This is a genomic window from Nocardia sp. NPDC055050, assembly GCF_053608345.1.
In genome coordinates, this window is the sequence record NZ_JBSGVG010000004.1 from 1 (window position 1) to 22,756 (window position 22,756).

A 22,756-nucleotide genomic window follows, 5' to 3' on the forward strand; every position below is an offset into this window, starting at 1 on the left:
GGCCCACCCTTCGCGGGGTGGGCCGCCGTTTCGCGGATCAGCCGTGCAGGGCTCGCAGCGCCTTCTTGTCGATCTTGCCGACCGCGGTGATCGGCAGGGCGTCCGCCTGCCGGACCAGGTCGGGGAGCTTGTAGGTGGCCAGGCCGCGTTCGGTGAGGAAGGACTTGATCTCCCCGAGGGCGGGAAGCTCGCCGGTGACTACCAGGACCACGCAGGCCTTTTCGCCCAGCGAGGCGTCGGGCAGGCCGACCGCGGCGGCATGGCGGACGGCGGGGTGGGCGAGCAGGTGCTCCTCGAGTTCATCGCAGGAGATGTTCTCGCCACCGCGGTTGATCACGTCCTTGATCCGGCCGCTCACGACGAGGTGGCCGCTGGGCAGTCGGCGAACGAGGTCGCCGCTGCGGTAGAAGCCGTCGGGAGTGAAGGCGCGCGCGTTGTGCTCGGGCGCACGGTAATACCCGCGCAGCGTGTAGGGACCACGGGTGAGCAGTTCGCCCTCTTCGCCCTGGGCGACGTCGTTGCCGTCGGCGTCGACGACGCGCAGTTCGTCGGCGGGGGAGAGCGGGCGGCCCTGGGTGGTGTACACCAGCTCTTTGTCATCGTCGAGACGGGTGTAGTTGAGCAGCCCCTCGGCCATCCCGAACACCTGCTGCAGGGTGCAGCCCAGTGCGGGCTCGACATCGCGGGCGTTCACCTCGGCCAGTCGCGCGCCGCCCACCTGGAGCAAGCGCAACGAGCTCAGGTCGGCGTCTTCCCAATCCACGGCCGCACTCCACAATTGGGCCAGCGGCGGCACGACGCCGGTGACGCTCACCCGGTGCTTCTCGATCGCGGCGAAGGCGGCCTCGGGGCTGGGGTCGAGGGTGAAGGCGATGGCGCCGCCGGTCGCGACGGTGCCGAGGATGCCGGGGCAGGCCAGCGGAAAGTTGTGCGCCGCGGGCAGTGTCGTGAGGTAGACGTCGTCGGGGGTGAGCTCGCAGACCTGCGCGCTGGCGGTCGCGTTGTAGACGTAGTCGTCGTGGGTGCGCGCGATCAGCTTCGGCAGGCCGGTGGTGCCGCCGGAGACCAGCATCACCGCGATGTCGGACGGATCGATCTCGGGCAGTGAATCACCGTCGCGAGCAACCGAATCCAGGGCGATGAATCCGGATGCCGTGCCGTCCCCGTTGTCAGGATCTCCTGCTACCAGTACGTGGCGCAGGCTCGGCACCGCTTGCTGCACGGTGGTGGCCAGCTCGCGGTAGTCGAAGTCGCTGAGGTGGTCGGGGATGAGGTAGGCGACCGCTTCGGACAGCGCGGCCAGGTGCTCGATCTCGGCGCGGCGGTGCGCGGGCAGGGTGAGGACGGGGATGATCCCCGCGCGCAGCACACCGAACAGGGCCGTCGCGAACTCGGGGATGTTCGGCAGCTGCACGATCACGCGGTCACCGGGAGCGATGCCGAGGGCCAGCAAGCCGTGCGCCATCCGATCGGCGGCGGCGTCGAGTTCGGCGTAGGTCTGCGCACCGGCGTCGCTGAGCACCGCGGGTCGCTGTGGCTGGGTCCGTGCGGTGTCGCGGAGGAGGTCGCCGAGCGTTCGCCCGGTCCAATAGCCCGCGGCCCGGTACTCCTGCGCGGCGGCTTCGGGAAAGGGGACGTAGCCCTCGTGGTGGCCGGTTGCCGATGTCGACGTCACGTACTGCCTCACTGAATTCTCGGCGGCTGGTGCCGCGGGTCCGACCGCATAGAATGCTGCATAGGTTAGGCAACCCTATCTCAATGGAGTAGGCTGCCGCCGGGCAGTACCGAATCCGTCCCGGCTGGGCGGCGAGCAAGGAGTGATCGGCAGATGGAGACAGCACCCGCAGGCGGCGCCGGGATCGACCGCGCCGAGATCCGTGCCGCGATCGCCCGCCATCTCGACATCACCCCCGAGGCCGTCGCCGAGGCCGACGACCTGATCCAGCTCGGCCTCGACTCCATCCGCACCATGAAGCTCGCGGGCGCCTGGCGCAAGCGCGGCATCGCCGTGAACTTCGCCCTGCTGGCCGCCCACCCCACGGTCGACGCCTGGCACGCCCTGCTCAACGGGGCGGACCCCGAGGACCTCGCGGCACGTGGCGGCGTGCCGGACGCCGTCGAACCGGCCACCGGGGAATCCGCCCGCGAGCTCGACACGTCCGCGAGCGAACCCCAGATCGTTCCCGACGACGGCACGCCGTTCGCGCTCGCGCCGATGCAGCACGCGTACTGGATCGGGCGCTCCGACGCGCAGGAACTCGGCGGTGTGGCGGCACATCTCTACGTCGAATTCGACGGTGCCGATGTGTATCCCGAGCGGCTCGAGCAGGCGGTCGAGCAACTGCTGTCTCGCCATCCCATGCTGCGCACCAGGTTCCTGCCCGACGGCACCCAGCAGACTCTCGACCGGCCCGGCCGTGCCGTGTTCGGCGTGACCGATCTGCGCGAGTCCTCCGCCGACGAAGCCGAGCAGCGGCTGGCGCAGTTGCGCAGCGCGCGGACGCATCAGCGGATGGCAGTGGAAGACGGCCAGGTGATCGATATCGCGCTGACGCGCCTCGCCGACGGCCGCACCCGCCTGCACCTCGATGTCGACATGCTCGCCGCCGACGCGATGAGCTACCGCATCCTCATCACCGACCTCGCCCGGCTCTACCACGGCGAACAGCTTCCGCCGCAGGACTACACCTTCCGCCAGTACCTGGCCGAGCACCGGCGCGACAGCGCCGCGACCCACGGTTCGGACAACGCCGCCGCACCGCAGCCCGGCGCGGCCGCGGGCCAGGGGCAGGGTGCGCGCGCCCTCGCCGACGAGCGGGCCCGCGACCGCGCCTGGTGGCAGGATCGCCTGGGCGAGCTGCCGGGTGCGCCGGAACTGCCGTCGGCCCAGCACATCTCGGATCCCAACCGCACGATCCGCCTGCACCGCTGGCTCTCCCCCCAGGCCAAAGCGCGGGTCTTCGACGCCGCCCACGCCCGCGGCATCACCCCGGCGATGGCCCTGGCCTCGGTGTTCGCCGAAACCATCGGCGGCTGGTCGGCCCAGCGCCGCTTCCTGCTGAATCTGCCACTGTTCCACCGTGAACCGGTGCACCCGCAGGTCGACGGTGTCGTCGGCGACTTCACCTCCTCGGTTCTGCTGGAAGTCGATGTCACCGCGCCCGCCACCGTCGCCGACCGTGCCCGCGCCCTGCAGCAACGCCTGCACGAGGCAGGCGCGCACTCCGCGTACTCGGGCCTGGAGGTCCTGCGCGACCTCGGCCGTCATCGCGGGGAACCGGTCCTGGCTCCCATCGTCTACACCAGTGCCCTCAACCTCGGCGAACTCTTCACCGACACCGTCACCGACACCTTCGGCGACCCCGTCTGGATCATCTCCCAGGGCCCACAGGTCCTCCTCGACGCCCAGATCACCGAGGTCCGCGGCGGTCTGCTGCTGAACTGGGACATTCGCGAATCCGCCTTCCCCGCCGGCGTCGTCGACGCTATGTTCGCCCGCTACATCGAAGCGATCGAACGTCTCGGCGGCCGGCCTTCCGAACTCGCCGAGGCATCGGCCGATTCGTCGGAGTCCGGCGGTGCGCAGCCGACAGCAGTCGAGCCCGCTGGGGCCGAGGAGACCTCGCCGGTGGTGCCCGCGGACGCTGCCGCGGTGTCGGCCGGGCGTACTCGATTCGCCGGGGGAGCGGGGTGGCAGGCCGAGGCCGGTGTACGGATTCCGGTGGAGCAGGCCGCTACTCGGGCCCGTGTGAACGCCACCGCGGGGCCGGTGAGCGGCGGGCTGCTGCACACCGGGTTCTTCGCGAACGCGGCCACGAATCCGTCCGCGCCCGCCGTGCTGTGGGAGCCGACCGGGCAGCTGACCTATGGCGGGCTGGCCGCCGACGCGCTGGCGGTGGCCGGTGCGTTGCGGGAAGCCGGTGTGACGCCCGGTGATTCGGTCGCGGTACAGCTGCCGAAGGGCCCCGACCAGGTCGTCGCGGTGCTCGGTGTGCTCGCGGCGGGTGCGGTGTACGTGCCGATCGGGTTCGATCAGCCCGCCGCTCGTCGCGCCGAAATCCTCAGCACCGCAGACGCTATCGCCGTGCTCACGGTCGGCGGTGCGCGGATTCCCGACGCCCGCGCGATCGATCTCGCCGAGGCTCGCACGCACGCGGAACCGTTGGCGCGCCCCGTCTTCGGCGATCCGGAGAACACCGCCTACGTGCTGTTCACCTCCGGCTCCACCGGCAAGCCCAAGGGCGTCGAGGTGCCGCATCGCGCCGCGATGAACACGATCGACGACCTCAACGAGCGCTTCGACCTCGGCCCGGCCGACCGGGCGCTGGCCCTCTCGGCGCTGGAATTCGACCTCTCCGTCTACGACATCTTCGGTCTGCTCGCCGCAGGTGGCGCGGTGGTCACCGTCGACGACGCGCAGCGCACCGATCCCGCCGTCTGGGTCGAACTCGTTCGCCGCCACCAGATTTCGCTGCTCAACTGTGTACCGAGCCTGCTCGACATGCTGCTCACCGCCGCCCCGGCGTCGCAGCTCGACCCGGGCACCGGATCCACTACCGCCACGCCGTCCGGGCCCCTCACCTCACTTCGCACGGTGATCCTCGGCGGTGACTGGGTTGACGTCGCCCTCCCCGCACGTCTGGCCGCAGTGGCCCCGAACAGTCGTTTCGCCGGACTCGGCGGCGCCACCGAAACCGCGATCCACTCCACCATCTGCGAGGTCGTCGACGCGCGGGTTCCCGTCGAATGGACCGCCGTCCCCTACGGCACCCCGTTGCGCAACGTGCAGTGCCGCGTCGTCGGCCCGGCGGGCAACGACTGCCCCGATTGGGTCAGCGGCGAGCTGTGGATCGGTGGGGACGGTGTGGCCACCGGTTACCGCGGCGACCCGGATCGCACCGCCGACCGTTTCGTCACCCACGAGGGTCTGCGCTGGTACCGCACCGGCGACCTGGCCCGCTACCTGCCCGACGGCGGCCTGGAGTTCCTCGGCCGCGCCGACCACCAGGTGAAGATCCGGGGCTACCGGGTGGAGCTGGGTGAGGTGGAGAGCGCACTGCGCGCCGTGCCCGGTGTTCGCCACGCGGTCGCCGCGGTGGTCGGAACGGCCGCCCCGAAACTGGTCGCGCTGGTGGTGCCGACCCCGGGCACGGTCCTCGACGTCGACACGGTGCTCGCCGCGACCGCCGAGCTGGTCCCGGTCTACATGGTGCCGACCCGGCTCGAACTGCTGGCCGAGCTGCCGCTCACCTCGAACGCCAAGCCGGACCGCAAGGCCATCCGCGCGGTCCTCGACAAGGGCGAGGGCACCGAGGAATTCGTGGCGCCGCGCACCGATCTCGAGCGCGCGCTCGCCGCGGTCGTCGCCGAGGTGCTGGTCACCGACCAGATCGGTGTCACCGACGACTTCTTCGCCCTCGGCGGTGATTCGGTGCTCGCCACCACCGCGGTGGCCCGCATCCGCGAATGGCTCGATGCCCCCGACACCATCGTCGCCGACCTGTTCACCGCCCGCACCATCGAAGGTCTCGCGGCACGGATGTTGCGGCGGGAAGCGGAATCCGGTGCCGCCGGCAGGCTGGACGCGGTCGCCGGCATGTATCTGGAAGTCGCCGCGATGACCGACGACGAGATCCTCGCGCAGTCCTGATGCCGACACCTGACGCTGGGGCGAACCCCGCACCGGCCCTTGCCGATTCGCGCATTTCCCCAGCGTCGTTAGACTTTCACCAGTGAGCAAGTGGACTACCGCGAACCTGCCGGACCAGACCGGCCGCACGATTATCGTCACCGGTGCCAACAGCGGTCTGGGCGCCGCCACCGCGCGGGCGCTGTCCGAGGCGGGTGCGCGCGTGATCCTGGCCTGTCGCGACACCGCCAAGGCCGAGCGGGTGGCCGCGGGGCTGCGCGGTGCGACCGAAGTCCGTGAACTCGACCTGGCGAACCTGAACTCGGTGCGCGCCTTCGCCGATTCGATCGAGCGCGTGGACGTGCTGATCAACAACGCCGGTGTCATGGCTCTGCCGTTGCGTCGTACCGCCGACGGTTTCGAAATGCAGTTCGGCACCAACCATCTCGGCCACTTCGCGCTCACCAACCTGTTGCTGGATCGCCTCACCGATCGGGTGGTGACGGTGTCGAGCGTCGCGCACCGTATCGGCAGGATCGATCTGGCCGATCCCAACTGGGAGCAGCGCCGCTACGACCGCTGGCTCGCGTACGGCCAGTCCAAGCTGGCCAATCTGATGTTCGCCTTCGAGTTGCAGCGCCGCCTGGCCGGTGAGGGCGCCGCGGTGATCTCGGTGGCCGCGCATCCCGGTTACGCCGCGACCGAACTCATGTCCCACACCGAGTCCATCCAGGACGCGATCATGTGGCTGGGTAACCGCACGCTCGCTCCCACCGCGCAAGAGGGTGCGCTGCCCACGCTGTTCGCCGCCACCGCCGACGTAACGCCCGGCGCGTTCTACGGCCCCGACGGCTTCCTCGGGCTGCGCGGCAACCCTGCCCTCGCGGGCAGTGCGCGCTCGGCGAAGGATCGCACGGTCGCCTCCGAACTGTGGGAGCTCTCCGAGAAGCTCTGCGGCCTGATCTGATTCGGTGATCGGCGTCACACGCGCCGATGTCACACCGTGCGCGGCTGCCTCGTCGTCTCTGTGAACCCCACGACGAAGGAGTCATCATGGAAGCGCGCTTCAACCTCTACGGCAACGCCATCACCGCGAGCTTCAGCAAGCGAATGGTCATGGCGGGCAAGGTCATCGACGATTCACCGCTGCCCAAGGCCACCTATGAACTGGTGAAGATCCGGGCTTCGCAGATCAACGGCTGCAGCTACTGCGTCGACATGCACACCAAGGACGCCGCCCACGCGGGCGAGACCGCGGTGCGGATCAACCTGGTCGCCGCCTGGCGGGAGACCAATGTCTTCACCGAGGCGGAGCGGGCCGCCCTCGCCCTCACCGAGGAAGCGACCCGCACCGCCGACGGCGGCCACGTCTCCGACGACACCTTCGCCCAGGTCCGCAAGCACTACGACGACGACCAGATCGCGGGTCTGATCGCCGCCATCGCGATGATCAACGCCTGGAACCGGCTCAACGCCATCGCCCACACCCCGGCCGGTGACTACGTCCCCGGTCAGTGGAGCTGATCAAGCGAACCGGTGCCCGTGCTCGGCCGCCCACTGCGCGAAGGTGCGCGCGGGTCGGCCGAGTACCTGTTCCACCGTCGGGTCGACCGTGTACGACTCGGGGCTCGACTCGGCGTACCAGCCGATCACATAATCGGCGTCGGCCTGCGAGACCCCGGTCGCCGTCAGCCGTTCGACCGCTTGCCGATGGGTGATCGTGGCGAAGGCGATCTCGCGGCCCGCCGCCTGCCCCAGCATCGCGAGCCGCTCCGGCGGTGTGAGCGCCTGGGGACCGGTGAGGTTGTACGCGCGGCCCGCGTGCCCGTCTTCCAGCAGTGCGACGGCGGCCACCGCGCCGATATCGGCCTCGTGCACCAGCGCGCTCGGATGGGCGTACGGCTCCCGCACCACGCCGTCGGTCCGGATCGGCTCGAGCCAGGTCAGCGTGTTCGACATGAACTCCTGCGGCTCGAGCCGCGTCCACTCCACGCCGGACTCCGCGATCGCCTGCTCGACCGGGCCGACCCCGCCACCCCAGACGACGGTGATGCGGCGCACGCCGGCGTCGATCGCCTTGCCGATCAGCTCGGCCCCCACGTCGGCGAGACCGTTGGTCACCGTCACATGCAATCGGTCGACGCCGTGCCACGCATCGTCGAGCGTCGACGGCACGTTGTGGGTCCCGGTGAACAGTTCCACCTCCGGGCCGAGGAGTGCGCGTGCGGCGTCGGCGTCGCGGGTCACCGCCCTGACCTTCTCGCCACGGCTGACGAGTTCCCGTACCACCTGGCGGCCGGTGTTGCCGGTCGCGCCCGTAACCAGTGTTGTCACAGTCGTTTTCCTTTCCTCGACCACCGACGCTAGAAGCTCGAGCAAGGTAGAGGTCAAGGGCTTCGCGCCGGTTCGGCGGAGGGGCGCGATGTGACGGTCCACACGTCGGGCAACCATGGCTCACCTTTCGGCGTTTTACCGGTGGTACAGTCCACGGCATGCAGCGCGCATATTTCTGGTTTAGCTATCCGGCCCTGGGTGGGCCGGTCTGCGACCCTGCGCGCTGACTTCCTCCACCTCGAGCCGGATAACGCCCGGCTCGACGGTAGCGATTTCCGTGGGTCGGCCTCTTAACGAAAAGGACCCACATCTCATGACCACCGCAGCCGATGTCGACTCGCGGCATTCTGATCTCGACGACCAGCGCACCCTCAGCGTGAGCCCTCTGCGCTCGCCCGCCGAGGTCCGCATGGTCCACCAGATCACCGACGCCCTCGCCGACACCGTCCGTTCGGGCCGCAAGGCCACCGTCGACGTGCTCAACGGCGACGACGACCGCCTCATGGTGATCGTCGGCCCGTGTTCGGTGCACGACCCCGCCGCCGCGCTGGAATACGCCCGCAAGCTGGCCGAGAAGGCCGCCGAGCTGAGCGACCGGCTGCACATCGTGATGCGCGTGTACTTCGAGAAGCCGCGCACCACGCTGGGCTGGAAGGGTCTGATCAACGATCCCCACCTGGACGGCTCGTTCGACGTGAACACCGGCCTCGGCATCGGCCGCAAGGTGCTCGTCGACATCACCGCCCTCGGCCTGCCGGTCGCGTGTGAGTTCCTCGACCCGATCACTCCGCAGTACATCGCCGACCTGGTCTCCTACGGCGCGATCGGTGCCCGCACCGCCGCCAGCCAGGTGCACCGGCAGCTGTCCTCGGCGCTGTCGATGCCGGTCGGCATCAAGAACGGCACCGACGGTGACGTGCAGGTCGCGGTCGACGGTGTGCGCGCCGCCGCCGCCAGCCACGTCTTCCCCGGCACCGACCTCGACGGCCGCTCCGCGCTGATCCGCACCTCGGGCAACCCCGACTGCCACGTCATCCTGCGCGGCGGCAGCAACGGCACCAACTTCGACGCCGCGTCCTGCGCCGAGGCCAAGCTGCGCCTGGAGAAGTCGTCGCTGGCCCAGCGCCTGGTCGTCGACGCCAGCCACGGCAACAGCAACAAGGACCACAACAAGCAGGTCGACGTCGTCACCGACATCGCCGACCGGATCGCCGCGGGCGAGCAGGGCGTGGTCGGCGTGATGCTGGAGTCGTTCCTCGTCGCGGGTCGCCAGGACCTGACCCTCGGCAAGGCCGACGACCTGACCTACGGCCAGTCCATCACCGACGCGTGCATCGACTGGAACACCACCGCTACCCAGCTCGACCGTTTGGCCGACGCGGTGGCCACGCGCCGCGGGTAATACCGTCGACCGATAGTGCGGGCCTCGGATTCCGGGGCCCGCACTGCTGTGTCTACTGGTTCTGTACCGCGAGGCGTCCCGCGAGGGCGACGAAGGAGACACCGAACACCCGCCGCATCCACCGGACCACCACCGGTCGCGACAGCACATAGGTGCGCATCGCGGCGGCGACTGCCCCGTAGCCCGCGAACACCACGAACGTGGCCAGCATGAACAGTCCGCTGAGCTCGAGCATGCGACCCAGCGCGTTCGGTGCGCCGGTCGGCACGAACTGCGGCAGGAACGCGAAGAAGAAGATCGTCAGCTTCGGGTTCAGGATATTGAGCAACACCGCCGAGGTGACGACCTGCCGCGCCGAGGGCTCCACCGCAGTGCGCTGCTCCGGAATCGCCAGTGCGCCCTTGTCCCGCAACGTATTCCACGCCATGTACAGCAGATACGCGACACCCAGGTACTTCAGGGTCTGGAACGCGACCGCGCTGGTGTTCAACAGCGCGGCCAGCCCCGTGACCGCCGCGATCATGTGCGGAACGATCCCCAACGTGCACCCGAAGGCAGCGATCACGCTCGCCCTCGTCCCTCGGGAAAGCCCCGCCGCCAGGGTGAACAGAACGCCGGTACCCGGCGTGGCGACGATGACGAGCGTGGTCAACGCGAACTCGATGCTCATCTCCCGCAGGGTAACCAGCGATCGCGGATCGGGAAATACCTTTCCGGCAGACTGGTCGGTGATGAAGCTTCCCGAACTGCCTGACCTTCCGGTGCGACCGGCGCTGGACCGGATCACCGCGACGCTGGCCGAGCGCGGTGTCGCGGTGCTGGTCGCGCCGCCCGGCACCGGCAAGACCACATTGGTGCCGTTGGCGCTGGCGGCCGGGTCGGCGGGGAAGATCGTGGTGGCCGAGCCGCGACGGTTGGCGGCACGGGCGGCAGCGGCGCGGATGGCGGCATTGCTGGGGGAGCGGGTGGGCGAGACCGTGGGGTACGCGGTCCGCGGGGATCGGAAGGTCGGCGCGCGGACGCGGATCGAAGTGGTGACCTCGGGGTTGTTGGTGCGACGGCTGCAGAGCGACCCGGAGTTGGTGGGGGTCGCCACAGTGGTGCTCGACGAATGTCACGAGCGGCATCTGGACGCCGATCTGCTGTTGGCGCTGCTGCTCGACGCGCGGTCGGGGTTGCGACCGGATCTGCGGGTGCTGGCAACGTCGGCGACAGTGGCCGCGGATCGTCTGGCACAGCTGCTCGGCACCGGGGAGACCGGGCCCGGAGATTCGCGTGCCCCGGTTCTGGAAGTACACGGGCGGACCTATCCGGTCGAGGTGGACTACCTGCCCGCCCTGCCCCGCGAGCGGATCGAAGCGCAGGTCGCCCGGGCTACCCGCACGGCGCTGGCCACCATCGACGGTGATGTGCTCGTCTTCCTGCCCGGTGTCGGCGAGATCAACCGCACGGCAGGGCTCTTGCGCGAGCTCGACGGGGTCGACGTAGTCCCGCTGCACGGCAGACTCGCGGGCGCGGCCCAGGACCTCGCGCTCCGGCCGGGAGCGCGGCGGCGAGTCGTCTTGTCCACTGCCGTAGCCGAATCCAGCCTCACCGTTCCCGGCGTGCGCGCCGTCGTCGATTCGGGCCTGTCCCGTGTCTCCCGTGTCGATCACCGGCGCGGCCTTTCCGGTCTTGCGACAGTGCGTGTCTCGGCTGCCGTGGCCGAGCAGCGCGCGGGCCGCGCCGGCCGCGAAGCACCCGGCCACGCGTGGCGTTGCTGGCCCGAATACGAACACCAAACCCTGCCCGCCTATCCCGAACCCGAGATCCGGACCGCCGAACTCACCCGTCTCGCACTGGAATTGGCCTGCTGGGGCACCCCCGACGGCGCCGGCCTCGCCTGGTGGGACGCCCCGCCCGAAGGTGGCCTCGCGGCCGCCCGCACCGTCCTGCGCGCCCTCGGGGCCCTCGATGATGCCGACCACATCACTGCGCGCGGCAAGGCCATGGCCGAACTCGGCCTTCACCCCCGCCTCGCCCGCGCGCTCCTCGACGGCGCCGCCCGAGTCGGTGCGAGAGCCGCCGCGGAAATGGTGGTGCTGATGGATGACGACTCCCTCGCCGACACCGCCGACGCGGCGGCAGCCTTGCGTACCCTCCGCGGGGGACGCCCACCCCGCTGGACCCGCGAAGTTCAGCGCCTGACACGGCTCGTCACGAACACGTCATCCGGCGACGAGCCCGGCCAACCGCTTGCCGGCGGCACACAGGCTGACGGCTCGCGTGGGGCAGGTCGGCGTGCGGGGTCGAGCTCCGGCGGGGCGCGGGTCGATGCCTCGTCAGAGGTATCGAACTCGGGCTCGGTGGCCGGTCGACCGGGTGATGGTGACTCCGGAACGGAGGTCGCGGCGCTGTTGATCGCGCTGGCGCAGCCGGAGCGGTTGGCTCGACGGCGGGCGAGCGGGTCGTCCACCTTTCTCATGGCGGGCGGTACCGCGGTGACGCTGCCGCCGGGGTCGGGGCTGGCAGCGGCGGAGTGGCTGGCGGTGGCGGTGGCCGATCGTGATCCCGGGCGGGCCGAAGGTCGAATCCGGCTGGCGGCCGTCGCCGATGAGGATCTCGCTCGGGAAGCCGCGCCGGGGTTGGTGGTCGTGGCCGATGAGGTGCGTTGGGACGGCGGTGATGTGGTGGCCCGGCGGGTGGAGCGATTGGGCGCGATCATCCTGTCGGAGAAGCCAATACGTCAGCCCGAGCAGACGCTGGTGGAACAGGCTGTGCGGCAGGGGATTCAGGCCGAAGGATTGGGCCTGCTGCGCTGGAGCGAGGACGCGCGCGGTCTGCGTCAGCGTCTCGGCTTCCTGCACCGCACCCTCGGCGCGCCGTGGCCCGCCGTCGACGACGGCGCACTCCTCGCCGACCTCGACGTCTGGCTCGGCCCCGAATTATCCACCGCCCGCCGCCGTGCCGACCTCGCCCGCCTCGACGCGGGCACCGCGCTGCGCCGCCTGCTCCCGTGGCCCGCCGCCACCCGCCTGGACGAACTGGCCCCCGAACGCCTGGAAGTCCCCTCCGGCAGCCGCGTTCGCGTCGACTACTCCGCGGATCAGCCGATCCTCGCGGTCAAGGTCCAGGAGATCTTCGGCTGGACCGACCCGCCCACCCTCGCCGACGGCCGAGCCCCCATCCTGCTGCACCTGCTGTCCCCAGCTCAGCGCCCCGTCGCCGTCACCGCCGACCTGGCCTCCTTCTGGAAAAACGGCTGGCAACAGGTCCGCGCCGACCTTCGCGGCCGCTACCCCAAACACGCCTGGCCCGAAGACCCCACCACGATCTCCGCTCACCGGGGAACGGCTCGCCGAGCCACCAACCGCCCGAACTGACCGTTCACCACAGGGCTCGGGCGGTTGGTAGCCGGCGGCGTTCGGTGAGTTGCGCGGTGGGCAGGGTGTCGGCGAACCGGTCGAACCGCGCGTTACCGGCCGTCGGCACCGGCCTCGGTGGGCCACCCGTCGACCGGCACGGCGGGGTCGGTGGGCAGGCGCGCCGCGACCCATTCGTCGACCCGCGCTCCACGCTGCACCCCGCCCGATCGAGCCATCCCCTCGTAGTGGAAGCCGTTGCGGCGGACGGCGGCGGCCGAGGCGACGTTGCCGACGATCGCGCGCCACGTGATCCGGTCGAGGGCGAGACCGTCGGCGTCGAAACCGAAGTCGCAGACCAGGTTGATCGTCCGCGACATCAGCCCGCGGCCACGGTGCGCTGGGGTGAGCCAGAAGCCGATCTCACAGGTGCCGGGTCCGCGCGTATGTAGGCCGACCATGCCCTCGACCCGGCCGTCCTCGGCGGTGCGGATCGCCCAGACCGGCGCGTTGTCCGCCCAGCCGGGGGCCACGACCCGGTCGAGGAATTCCTCGGTATCGCAGCGGTGATACGGGACGGGGACCGTGGTCCAGCGCTGCACATCAGGGTCCTGACAGCACTCGACGATGCGGTCGATATCGGCCCCGGTCGGGCGGGTGAGCCAGACGGTTCCGTCGGTGAGCGTGTGCTCGTACATCCGGCCATCCTGACAGTCGACGCCGAGAATCTCGCCGGATTTTCACGGCCCGCCCGCGCCGAGCCGGTCGGCGACCCGCCGCACCTCACCGGCAGGTGCGACGCGCGCGATGAAGCCGGGCACGAACTTCCCACCGGGGAAATCGTGTGCGAAATCACCGGCGCCGACCCGTGGGGCGGAGCGCGAGTGGGTACTCCGTAGGATCTGACTCGATGGTTTCCCCGTTTCTCGCCGACCTGTTCGAATCGCATCGACCGCACTTGCTTTCGGTCGCCTACCGGCTCACCGGAAGTGTCGGCGATGCCGAGGACGCGGTGCAGGAGAGCTGGCTGCGAATGGCCGGCGTGCACCAGTCCGAGATCGACGATCTGCGTGCCTGGCTGACGACCGTGGTCAGCCGAATCTGCCTCGACCACTTGCGAAGCGCCGCTGTGCGCCGCGAAACCTACGTGGGGCAGTGGCTTCCGGAACCGATCGTCTCGGCGGCCTCGTCGTCGCGCACACCCGACCCCCTGGACGTGGTGGTGCGCGATCAGGACAGCCGGATGGCGGCGATGGTGGTGCTCGACGCGTTGACGCCGCAGCAGCGGGTGGCGCTGGTGCTCCACGAGGGATTGTCGGTGCCCTTCGACGAGATCGCCGAGATCCTCGGCGTCTCCGCCGATGCCGCAAGACAATTGGCGGTCCGCGCGCGCCGGGCGGTGGCCAGAGCGCCGGAACCGGTCGCCGACGATGTGCACGATCAGGCGGTGCGGCGGTTCCTCGCCGCACTGGCCACCGGTGATGTCGCCGCGGTAGCCGCCGCGCTGCATCCGGACACGACATTCACCGCCGACGCGGGCGGCACCACCAAGACCGCGCTGAATATCGTTGCCGGACAGGAGAAGGTCGCCCGACTGGCGCTCGGCCTCTGGCGCAGGCATCAGGAAGAATCCGGGCTGGAATTGGGCGCCGCCACGGTGAACGGGCAATCGGGGCTGGTGATCACCGACCCGAACTCGCCGTTCGGACGACCCGTGCGTGTCCTCGCCTTCGCAGTGCGAGACGGAAAGATCTGGGCGACTTACGATTTCGCCAACGTGGCGAAACTGTCCGGCGCCCGCCTCCGCTGACCCCACAGCACCGTCGAGGCCCTGCGAGGTCAGCGGTTCACTTCACAGCGCTGAGCTGATCGGCGTAGCGATGCGGACCAGCGTGCATCGCGGACGTTCTACGGGTAGGTGGAGCCCCAGTTGTGATCGCCGGTCGACGATCCGAGGTTGAAGTCCCCCGTCGAGGAACCCATGTTGTTGTCCGGCGTCGCCGAACCGGTGAACCAATCGACGATCGGACTGGCGACGAGGTGATCGTGGATGAATTGCCACGCCGAACCGGCTACCTCCGACGCAGCCGGTTGCAGGATGAAGTCGAGCAGAGGTGAGGCCATGCGAGCCCCTTTCGATATACCACCACGCAGTGGTGTGTGAGGTAGAACACGGCGAGGCTAGCTGAGGTTGGGGAAACGCACAATAGCGCAGGTCAAAGCGGGAAAACGTTTGTGAAACATGCGTGTTCGCTATCGCTGGGCAACGTCGCCGAATAGTGGGATACGCTGCGGAGATGCCGCCTGTGCCGCCCACCGTCGCCCGCCTGCGCCCCTTCGGATCGACCATCTTCGCCGAGATGACCGAACTGGCCGTCCGCCACGACGCGGTGAATCTGGGCCAGGGCTTTCCCGATACCGACGGACCCGCCGGCATGCTCGAGGTGGCGCGCGCGGCCATCGCCGACGGCCTCAATCAGTACCCGCCCGGCCGCGGGATGCCGGTGCTGCGGCAGGCGATCGCCGACGACCGCGCCCGCCGCTTCGGCACCGCCTACGACCCGGCCACCGAGATTCTGGTGACCGTCGGCGCGACCGAGGCGATCAGCGCCGCCGTACTCGGTCTGGTCGAGCCCGATCAAGAGGTGGTGCTGATCGAGCCGTACTACGACTCCTACGCCGCCGCGATCGCGCTCGCGGGCGCGCGACGACGAACAGCTCGCCTGGTGCCCGACGGTGACCGATTCGTGCTCGACCTGGACAGTCTGCGGGCCGCGCTCACCTCGAAAACCCGCATGTTGATGATCAATTCGCCGCACAATCCCACCGGCGCCGTGCTCGACCGCGCCGACCTCACCGCGATCGCAGAGTTGGCTGTCGAGCACGATCTGCTCGTGCTGGCCGACGAGGTGTACGAGCACCTCGTCTACGACGGCACCGAGCACATCAGCATCTCCACGCTGCCCGGGATGCGTGAGCGGACGGTGGTGGTGTCCAGCGCGGCGAAGACGTTCAATGTCACGGGGTGGAAGATCGGGTGGGCGTGCGCGCCCGCGCCGCTGCTCGACGGTGTGCTCGCGGCCAAACAGTTCCTCACCTTCGTCGGCGGCGGGCCGTTCCAGCCCGCCGTCGCGTACGCGATCAACGAGGAATCGGACTGGGTGCTCGCCCAGCGTGCCGGGTTGGCGGACAAGCGAACGCGGCTTTCACGGGCGTTGCGCGACACCGGTTTCACGGTCTCGGCCAGCGACGGCGGCTACTTCGTCTGCGCCGACATCCGAGCGCTCGGCGCCGACGATGGACTGGCGTTCTGCCGCGAACTTCCGGCCCGGCTCGGCGTCGCCGCCGTGCCGGTGAGCGTCTTCGCCGATCGCCCCGCGGACTGGAAACACCTGGTGCGCTTCACCTTCAGCAAGCGCGACGAGACGATCGACGAAGGCATCCGCCGGCTCCGCGCCGACACCACGGTGCCCTGACCCGGTGCCGTCGATGAGCCGCTCCACCGGGAAACGACCGGCCGTGGTCACCGACGGGACGGGTCAGTCGCGCGCGTGGCGGGCCAGCGGTGCGTGCCACTGATAGCGCCGGGCCAGCAGCCGGAACCCCACCGCCGCCGCTGCGGCGAGGAGCCCGGTCCAGGCTCGGTACAGGTCGAACGACAGCAGCGCGGCGGTCGCGGCCGCGCCGAACAGGGCCGGAATCGCGTAGAGGTCCTGGTCCGGGCGTAGGACGGTGGGCACCTCGCCACTGAGCACATCGCGGATCACGCCGCCACCGATGGCGGTCGTCATGCCGAGCAGGGCGGCGGTGGGGGCGCCGAGCCCGGCCGAGTCGGCGATCACGGTCCCGGTGACGCAAAACAGCCCGAGCCCGATCGCGTCGGCGATCTCGAGCGGTCCCTTGGTGAGCCGGCGCGAGGGCGCGATGAAGTACAGGACCAGCGCGGTGACTATCGACGCGGACAGATAGGTCAGGTCGGTGAACGCGGCCGGGGGAGTTCGCCCGATCAGCAGGTCACGCACGATGCCGCCGCCGAGCGCGGTCGCACACGCCAGCACCACCATCCCGAACAGATCGAGCCGCTTGCGCACCGCGACCAGCGCACCCGACGCGGCGAAGGAGATCACCCCCATCAATTCGCCGCCCCGATGCACCGCGTTCACGGCCGAGTCCAGCTCGCTGACCGAAGGCCCGGCCAACGCCGCCACCAGCACACCAACGCTCACCACGCAATCCTTCCGCCTCGCTGCTCCGAAGCAGCGTGACACGCAGGCGCGCGGCGACGGCGACCGGCCCACACGCTGGTGGCGATCCGATTCCGCGTGGGGATGCGACGGCGGCACGCACCTCAGGCGGGGGTGGGGCGGGCCTTGTCGGTGGCGAGCAGGACGGCGATGGTGCCGAGAGCGGTGCCCATGAGGTAGCGCTGGGTGCGCAGCCAGAGGGGTCGGGCGGTGAGGAAGGTGGCCAGGCCCGCGGCGCCGAGGACGATCATGGCGTTGACGGTGAGGGCGACCGTGATCTGGATGGCGCCCAGCGACAGGCTCTGCAACCAGAGGGCGCCGCGAGCGGGGTCGACGAACTGGGGGATCAGCGCCATGTACATGATCGCGATCTTCGGATTGAGCAGGTTGGTGGCCAACCCCATCGTGAACAGGCGCCGTGCGGGGTCGTGCGGCAGGTCGGCGGGCGCGAACACCGACACCCCACCCGGTCGGATCGCCTGCCAGGCCAGCCACAGCAGATACGCCGCCCCCGCCAGCTTCACCGCCAGATACAACCCGGGAACAACAGCGAACACCGCCGTGATCCCCGCCGCGGCCGCCATCAGGTACACGCCGAAGCCCGCCGCGACCCCCATCAGCGAGATCATCCCCGCCCGGCGACCCTGCGCGACGGTGCGCGAGACCAGATACATCATGTTCGGTCCCGGCGTCAGCACCAGGCCGAGCGCCGCCGCCGCGACCCCGAGAACCGCCGTTGTCTGAAGCATGCACCGAGTTTGCCCCGGTCAGCGATGCTGTGTCGCGGTCCAGTCGGCACCTGCTGGACCCGTCTCACCGCTCGCGCGCAATCGCCGTACCGACCATGTCGGACCGGGTCCGTACAATCGAACGAGCCGCCCATCAGGGCACGGCACACCAACTCAGAGCATCAAGGCCGAACGCAACCCCGCACAGGGCGAGTCTTACGAGCCCGTTCGGGGCCGCCCCCTCGATCAGCGCTCGAAGCGCATGCGCCGCAGGCGCGAGTCTCGAGTGCTGAATCGAGGGGTTACAGGCGCCCCGAACCCGCGGCCCCGGCCGCAAAGGAGTCCAGTGACCGACGGTCCGCTGATCGTGCAAAGTGACAAGACTCTGCTGCTCGAGGTCGACCACGAGCTGGCAGGTAACGCCCGGCAGGCCATTGCCCCGTTCGCGGAGCTGGAACGCGCCCCCGAGCATGTGCACACCTACCGGATCACGCCGCTGGCGCTCTGGAACGCCCGCGCGGCGGGCCACGATGCCGAGCAGGTCGTCGACGCGCTGGTGAACTTCTCGCGGTACGCCGTGCCCCAGCCGCTGCTGGTCGACATCGTCGACACGATGGGCCGCTACGGCCGGTTGCAGCTGGTCAAACATCCCGCGCACGGGTTGTGCCTGGTCAGCCTGGATCGCGCGGTGCTCGCGGAAGTGCTGCGGCACAAGAAGATCGCACCCATGCTCGGCGCCCGCATCGACGACGACACCGTGATCGTGCACCCATCCGAGCGCGGCCACATCAAGCAGATGCTGTTGAAGATCGGCTGGCCCGCGGAGGACCTGGCCGGTTATGTGGACGGCGAGGCGCACGACATCGGCCTCGACTACACCGAGGGCAAATGGCACCTGCGCGACTACCAGGAGATGGCCGCCGATTCGTTCTGGGCGGGCGGTTCCGGCGTGGTCGTGCTGCCGTGCGGCGCGGGCAAGACGATGGTCGGCGCGGCCGCGATGGCCAAAGCCAAGGCGACGACGCTGATCCTGGTCACCAATACCGTGGCGGGCAGGCAGTGGCGGCGCGAGCTGCTGGCGCGGACCACGCTCACCGAGGAGGAGATCGGCGAATACTCCGGCGAGCGCAAGGAGATCCGTCCGGTCACCATCGCCACCTACCAGGTCATCACGCGCAAGTCGAAAGGCGAGTACAAGCACCTCGAGCTGTTCGACAGCCGCGACTGGGGCCTGGTGATCTACGACGAGGTGCACCTGCTGCCCGCGCCGGTCTTCCGGATGACCGCCGACCTCCAGTCGCGCCGCAGGCTCGGTCTCACCGCCACGCTCGTGCGTGAGGACGGTCGCGAGGGCGATGTGTTCTCGCTGATCGGCCCGAAGCGCTACGACGCGCCGTGGAAGGACATCGAGGCGCAGGGCTGGATCGCACCGGCCGACTGCGTCGAGGTGCGGGTGACGCTCACCGACGCGGAGCGGATGGCCTACGCCACCGCCGAGCCCGAGGAACGCTACAAGCTGTGTTCCACCGCGCGCACCAAGATCCCGGTGGTCGAGTCCATCCTGGCCCGGCACCAGGGTGCGCCGACCCTGGTGATCGGCGCCTACCTGGATCAGCTCGACGAGCTGGGCGTCGACCTGAACGCCCCGGTCATCACCGGCGCCACCAAGAACAGGGAACGCGAGGCGCTGTTCGACGCCTTCCGCTCCGGTGAGATCCCCGTGCTGGTGGTGAGCAAGGTCGCCAACTTCTCCATCGATCTGCCGGAAGCCTCGGTGGCGGTGCAGGTTTCGGGCACCTTCGGTTCCCGGCAGGAAGAGGCTCAGCGCCTCGGCCGGCTGTTGCGGCCGAAACAGGATGGGGGACAGGCGCATTTCTATTCGGTGGTCGCGCGCGACACGCTCGACGCCGAATACGCCGCGCACCGGCAGCGCTTCCTGGCCGAGCAGGGCTATGCCTACCGCATCGTCGACGCCGACGACCTGCTCGGCCCGCCGATCGGGGACGGCGTGTAGCACTGTTCGCCAGGTCAAAGGGGGGGTAGCGTGCGGTGTGTGATCCCCTCGGCAGATAAGTGGAGGCAATTCCTCCGCAACTTGTGCTAGGAAGGAAGGCGTGCGCCGCTTCGAATTCGTGGTCGACCGTGAACACGCTCATGCGGTGAACGAGACGTTCACCGGATTACGCAGGTTGCGCCTGGTGGCCCTACTGGTCGCCGGTCTCGCCGTCGCGGCCACGGTGGCGCTGGTGTGGAGCGGACAGGCGTGGGGATTTCTGCTCGCGGTGGTGTGCGTGCTCATCGCGGGCATCGCGCTGTGGGTGGCGTTGTGGACGCCGCATCGCTCCAGCATCGAAAAGCTCTACCACGACGGTGTGCTCGTCCCCGCCGTCGTCAGCGATGCCGAACCGGGCGCCATCGTGTTGCTCGCCCTGGTCGATATCGCCGAACCCGCGGCGCCGGAGCGCAGTTGGGCCCTGATCACCCGCAAGGTGCGCACGCTGCCCGGACACGCGCCGCGGCCGGGTGAACGGGTGCCCGCCGTCGCGGTGCGCACCGACCGTGCTCCGCGCCAGGTCGGCGAACGCTGGCAGCTGGTCACCGCCATGCCGATCGCCTGGGGCACGCGCGACGACGCGGTGATCGAGCGGGCGTGCGACGCCATCAACGAGGTCGAATGGCGGCTGCTCACACAGAACCTGGCGCTGGCATCGCGGGTGAAACGCACCGCGACCAAGCGCCTGCTGCTCGACCCACAGCACCTGCCCTCCGACCTGGGCTAGCCACGCACCTGCGACGATGGTTCGGTTCGTGCGATCCGGTCGACGAAAGGTGTCCGCGACATGCGCTGGTCGGCCGGGTTGTGCGTGGTGTTCGCGCTGGTGGCGCTGGGAGTTCCGCCGGTAGCGGCGGATTCGGCCCTGATCGGGGCTCCGGGACTGGGTGATCCGTACTATCCGCTCGACGGGAACGGCGGCTACGACGTCACCCACTACGACGTGTCGATCGACTACGAACCCGGTGCCCACCATCTGCGCGGTACGGCCCGCATCGACGGCCGCGTCACCCAGCCGCTGGCACAGTTCAACCTCGACTACAGCGGACCCGAGGTGCTGATGGTGACCGTCAACGGTCAGCCCGCGGGGTTCGCGCACGACGGTGAGCACGAGCTCGTGGTCACGCCACTGCTACCGCTGCCGCCGGGTCTGCCGATGCGGGTCATCGTCGACTACGCCGGCGCGGCCGCCGACACCGAGGGCGAAGGGTGGACGCACGCGCCCAACGGTGGTGCGTTCGCCGTCGGCGAGCCGCACAGCGCGAGCACCTGGTACCCGCTCAACGACACCCCCTTGGACAAGGCGACCTTCACGCTGCACGCCACGGTGCCCGCCGACTGGGAGGTCATGTCGATCGGCGACCGCACCGAGCACGTGGTGCGCGACGGTCGGTTGCACACCACGTGGGAGACACGACAGCCCACGATCGGCTACCTGACCACGGTCGCGGTGGACCATTTCACCTTCCTCGAACAGCGGCGCGCGAACGGCACCGCGGTGCTGAGCGCGTTCGCGCCGGAATCCGACGGCAATCGCGAAGACGAGCAGCGGCTGCCCGAAATCCTCGACTTCCTCGAAAGTCTTTACGGTCCATACCCGTTCGATGTGGCCGGTGGGATCTATGTGGATACCGAGCTGCCGTTCTCGCTGGAGACCCAGACCCGGCCGACCTACGCGCCGTGGACCGATCTGAACACCGTGGTGCACGAGCTGGCCCATCAGTGGTGGGGCGACACCATGTCGGTGCGGCACTGGTCCGACATCTGTCTCAACGAATGCTTCGCCAGCTACACCGCCGACTACCTGTGGCCGGAGCGGATCGACCATGCCGATGTGGACACCGAGTATCGCGAGACCATCGCGCAACACCTCGACGATCCCAAGTTCTGGAAGATCGCGCTGGCCGCGCCGGGCGCGGGCGACGAATTCACGTCCGTCTACTATCGCGGGCCGCTGTTCCTGCACGCCCTTCGCAAGTTGCTCGGTGAGGACGTGTTCTTCGCCGCGATCAAGGATTTCGTGAACGCGCATCGCGACGGCCACGCCTCGATGCCGGAGTTCCGGGAGTTCCTGCAGAGCCGGACCTCGATGCCGCTGGGCGAGTTCCTGGCCGAATGGCTGGACGGGACGAGACCGCCGCGCGACGCGTTCCTCTACCCGGGCACCCTGCACCCCTAGTCGTCGGTGAGCCGAGCGCGGGCGCGCTCGACCCAGCGCTGCATGCGATCGAATTGACTACGCGCGGCAGTGAATTCGCCGCGCGCTCGATGTTCGGCGGTGTGGGCGAAGTGGCGTTGCTGCTCCGCGTGCTCGAGTTCGGCGCGGAGGCCGGCGATGCGGGTTTCGATCTCGTCGAGGTCGGACTTCGCCTGCGTGGCAGCGGCTTCGGCCTCCTCGCGATCGGTGCGGGCGGCTGCCAGGCCGGATTCGGCGTCGTCGAGTTCCTGCTGGGCCTGCGCGCGACGCTCGGCTTCGGTGTCCTTCGGGGCCGAGCGGGGTTTGCTCGCACGCTTGGGGGTGGCCTTGCCGCCGGTGATCGCGACCAGACCGGCCGGGCCGAAGCCGTCATAGGTGACCGTGGTGGGCAGCACTCCGGCGCGAACCAGATCGGCGACATCGGGGTCGGCCAGCGCCGCGGTGAGGGTTTGACCGACCTCGCGCAGCACCTGCTCACTCGCCTGGCGATCGTGCTCGGCGGCCAGTTCGGCGGCGCGCTTGGTCATCGCGTTCACGACCTGTTGACGCTGGGTACCCAGGGCGCGCAGCTTGTCGCCGGAGAGCTGACGCTGGGCCGACCGCAGGGCGTCGCCCAGATCGAGCAGGGCGGCGATCTCCTGCGGTGCGTGCCGGGCCAGCAGGTTGACCGTCCAGGCCGCGACCGTGGGTTTGCGCAGGGCGGTGATGGCCTCGGCCAGGTCGCGGTCGCCGTCGGCGCGGGCCTGGGCGGCGCGTTCGGCGCGGGTCGACACGAAGTCGCCGGGGTCGAGGGTGTACAGCTCGCCTGCGACGTCGTCGAGGGTCATC

General features: G+C 69.7%; 18 protein-coding genes. 10 read left to right on the forward strand and 8 right to left on the reverse strand.

What is annotated here, in order from left to right:
- Nucleotides 1–37 precede the first annotated feature (37 nt).
- Entirely contained in the window at nt 38–1,675 is a 1,638-nt protein-coding gene (locus ACWGCN_RS05980; RefSeq protein WP_452459409.1) for a (2,3-dihydroxybenzoyl)adenylate synthase, read from the reverse strand.
- Nucleotides 1,676–1,828: 153 nt separating this feature from the next.
- On the opposite strand from ACWGCN_RS05980, the gene ACWGCN_RS05985 reads away from it, so the two are divergent.
- From ACWGCN_RS05985 to ACWGCN_RS05995, 3 genes are all read left to right on the forward strand, one after another.
- The gene (locus ACWGCN_RS05985) at nt 1,829–5,650 is read left to right on the forward strand and encodes a non-ribosomal peptide synthetase (protein WP_452459408.1); all 3,822 of its coding nucleotides are present in this window, start codon (nt 1,829–1,831) and stop codon (nt 5,648–5,650) included.
- An 82-nt stretch (nt 5,651–5,732) separates the two neighbouring features.
- Nucleotides 5,733–6,596 carry an oxidoreductase gene (locus ACWGCN_RS05990; RefSeq protein WP_378990532.1) on the forward strand — a complete coding sequence of 288 codons (864 nt, stop codon included), beginning with the start codon at nt 5,733–5,735 and terminating at the stop codon, nt 6,594–6,596.
- A gap of 86 nt (nt 6,597–6,682) precedes the next feature.
- Complete coding sequence (locus ACWGCN_RS05995; protein ID WP_378990531.1) at nt 6,683–7,153, forward strand: carboxymuconolactone decarboxylase family protein; 471 nt, start codon at nt 6,683–6,685, stop codon at nt 7,151–7,153.
- Here the strand turns inward: ACWGCN_RS05995 and ACWGCN_RS06000 are convergent, their stop codons facing one another.
- Nucleotides 7,154–7,963 carry an NmrA family NAD(P)-binding protein gene (locus ACWGCN_RS06000; RefSeq protein WP_452450027.1) on the reverse strand — a complete coding sequence of 270 codons (810 nt, stop codon included), beginning with the start codon at nt 7,961–7,963 and terminating at the stop codon, nt 7,154–7,156. It lies immediately after the preceding gene.
- 313 nt (nt 7,964–8,276) lie between these two features.
- On the opposite strand from ACWGCN_RS06000, the gene ACWGCN_RS06005 reads away from it, so the two are divergent.
- Nucleotides 8,277–9,365, forward strand: coding sequence for a 3-deoxy-7-phosphoheptulonate synthase (locus tag ACWGCN_RS06005; RefSeq protein WP_379220174.1), 1,089 nt, complete (start codon nt 8,277–8,279; stop codon nt 9,363–9,365).
- Between the two features lie 52 nt (nt 9,366–9,417).
- Here the strand turns inward: ACWGCN_RS06005 and ACWGCN_RS06010 are convergent, their stop codons facing one another.
- Nucleotides 9,418–10,035 carry a LysE family translocator gene (locus tag ACWGCN_RS06010; RefSeq protein ID WP_378990528.1) on the reverse strand — a complete coding sequence of 206 codons (618 nt, stop codon included), beginning with the start codon at nt 10,033–10,035 and terminating at the stop codon, nt 9,418–9,420.
- Between the two features lie 61 nt (nt 10,036–10,096).
- Between ACWGCN_RS06010 and ACWGCN_RS06015 the strand changes: the two genes are divergently transcribed.
- Nucleotides 10,097–12,727 (forward strand): ATP-dependent RNA helicase, encoded by a 2,631-nt coding sequence (locus tag ACWGCN_RS06015; protein ID WP_452459407.1) that lies wholly within the window; start codon nt 10,097–10,099, stop codon nt 12,725–12,727.
- 92 nt (nt 12,728–12,819) lie between these two features.
- Here ACWGCN_RS06015 and ACWGCN_RS06020 read toward each other — a convergent pair whose 3' ends face one another.
- Nucleotides 12,820–13,404, reverse strand: a complete 585-nt coding sequence (locus tag ACWGCN_RS06020) for a GNAT family N-acetyltransferase (protein WP_378990525.1) — start codon at nt 13,402–13,404, stop codon at nt 12,820–12,822.
- A gap of 212 nt (nt 13,405–13,616) precedes the next feature.
- On the opposite strand from ACWGCN_RS06020, the gene sigJ reads away from it, so the two are divergent.
- Nucleotides 13,617–14,516: an RNA polymerase sigma factor SigJ gene (gene sigJ, locus ACWGCN_RS06025; protein WP_452459406.1), complete on the forward strand. Its 900-nt coding sequence runs from the start codon at nt 13,617–13,619 to the stop codon at nt 14,514–14,516.
- A 98-nt stretch (nt 14,517–14,614) separates the two neighbouring features.
- Here sigJ and ACWGCN_RS06030 read toward each other — a convergent pair whose 3' ends face one another.
- A complete protein-coding gene (locus tag ACWGCN_RS06030; protein ID WP_378990522.1) occupies nt 14,615–14,830 on the reverse strand; it encodes a hypothetical protein in 216 nt (71 codons plus the stop codon).
- A 173-nt stretch (nt 14,831–15,003) separates the two neighbouring features.
- Here ACWGCN_RS06030 and ACWGCN_RS06035 point away from each other — a divergent pair, with 173 nt between their 5' ends.
- Nucleotides 15,004–16,182 (forward strand): pyridoxal phosphate-dependent aminotransferase, encoded by a 1,179-nt coding sequence (locus tag ACWGCN_RS06035; protein ID WP_067448665.1) that lies wholly within the window; start codon nt 15,004–15,006, stop codon nt 16,180–16,182.
- A 63-nt stretch (nt 16,183–16,245) separates the two neighbouring features.
- On the opposite strand, the gene ACWGCN_RS06040 is transcribed toward ACWGCN_RS06035, so the two are convergent.
- Together ACWGCN_RS06040 and ACWGCN_RS06045 are read right to left on the reverse strand one after the other, a co-directional pair.
- A complete protein-coding gene (locus ACWGCN_RS06040; protein WP_452459410.1) occupies nt 16,246–16,839 on the reverse strand; it encodes a trimeric intracellular cation channel family protein in 594 nt (197 codons plus the stop codon).
- Nucleotides 16,840–17,054: 215 nt separating this feature from the next.
- A complete protein-coding gene (locus tag ACWGCN_RS06045) occupies nt 17,055–17,699 on the reverse strand; it encodes a LysE family translocator (protein ID WP_452459405.1) in 645 nt (214 codons plus the stop codon).
- Nucleotides 17,700–18,024: 325 nt separating this feature from the next.
- On the opposite strand from ACWGCN_RS06045, the gene ACWGCN_RS06050 reads away from it, so the two are divergent.
- The 3 genes from ACWGCN_RS06050 (at nt 18,025) to ACWGCN_RS06060 (ending at nt 21,910) form a co-directional block, all read left to right on the forward strand.
- On the forward strand, nt 18,025–19,692 hold the full coding sequence (locus tag ACWGCN_RS06050; RefSeq protein ID WP_378990517.1) for a DNA repair helicase XPB: 1,668 nt from the start codon (nt 18,025–18,027) through the stop codon (nt 19,690–19,692).
- A 100-nt stretch (nt 19,693–19,792) separates the two neighbouring features.
- Nucleotides 19,793–20,458 carry a DUF3239 domain-containing protein gene (locus tag ACWGCN_RS06055; RefSeq protein ID WP_378990516.1) on the forward strand — a complete coding sequence of 222 codons (666 nt, stop codon included), beginning with the start codon at nt 19,793–19,795 and terminating at the stop codon, nt 20,456–20,458.
- Nucleotides 20,459–20,518: 60 nt separating this feature from the next.
- Nucleotides 20,519–21,910, forward strand: coding sequence for a M1 family metallopeptidase (locus ACWGCN_RS06060; RefSeq protein WP_378990515.1), 1,392 nt, complete (start codon nt 20,519–20,521; stop codon nt 21,908–21,910).
- On the opposite strand, the gene ACWGCN_RS06065 is transcribed toward ACWGCN_RS06060, so the two are convergent.
- Nucleotides 21,907–22,755, reverse strand: a complete 849-nt coding sequence (locus ACWGCN_RS06065) for a hypothetical protein (protein ID WP_452459404.1) — start codon at nt 22,753–22,755, stop codon at nt 21,907–21,909. The genes ACWGCN_RS06060 and ACWGCN_RS06065 overlap by 4 nt on opposite strands.
- Nucleotide 22,756: the final 1 nt, after the last annotated feature.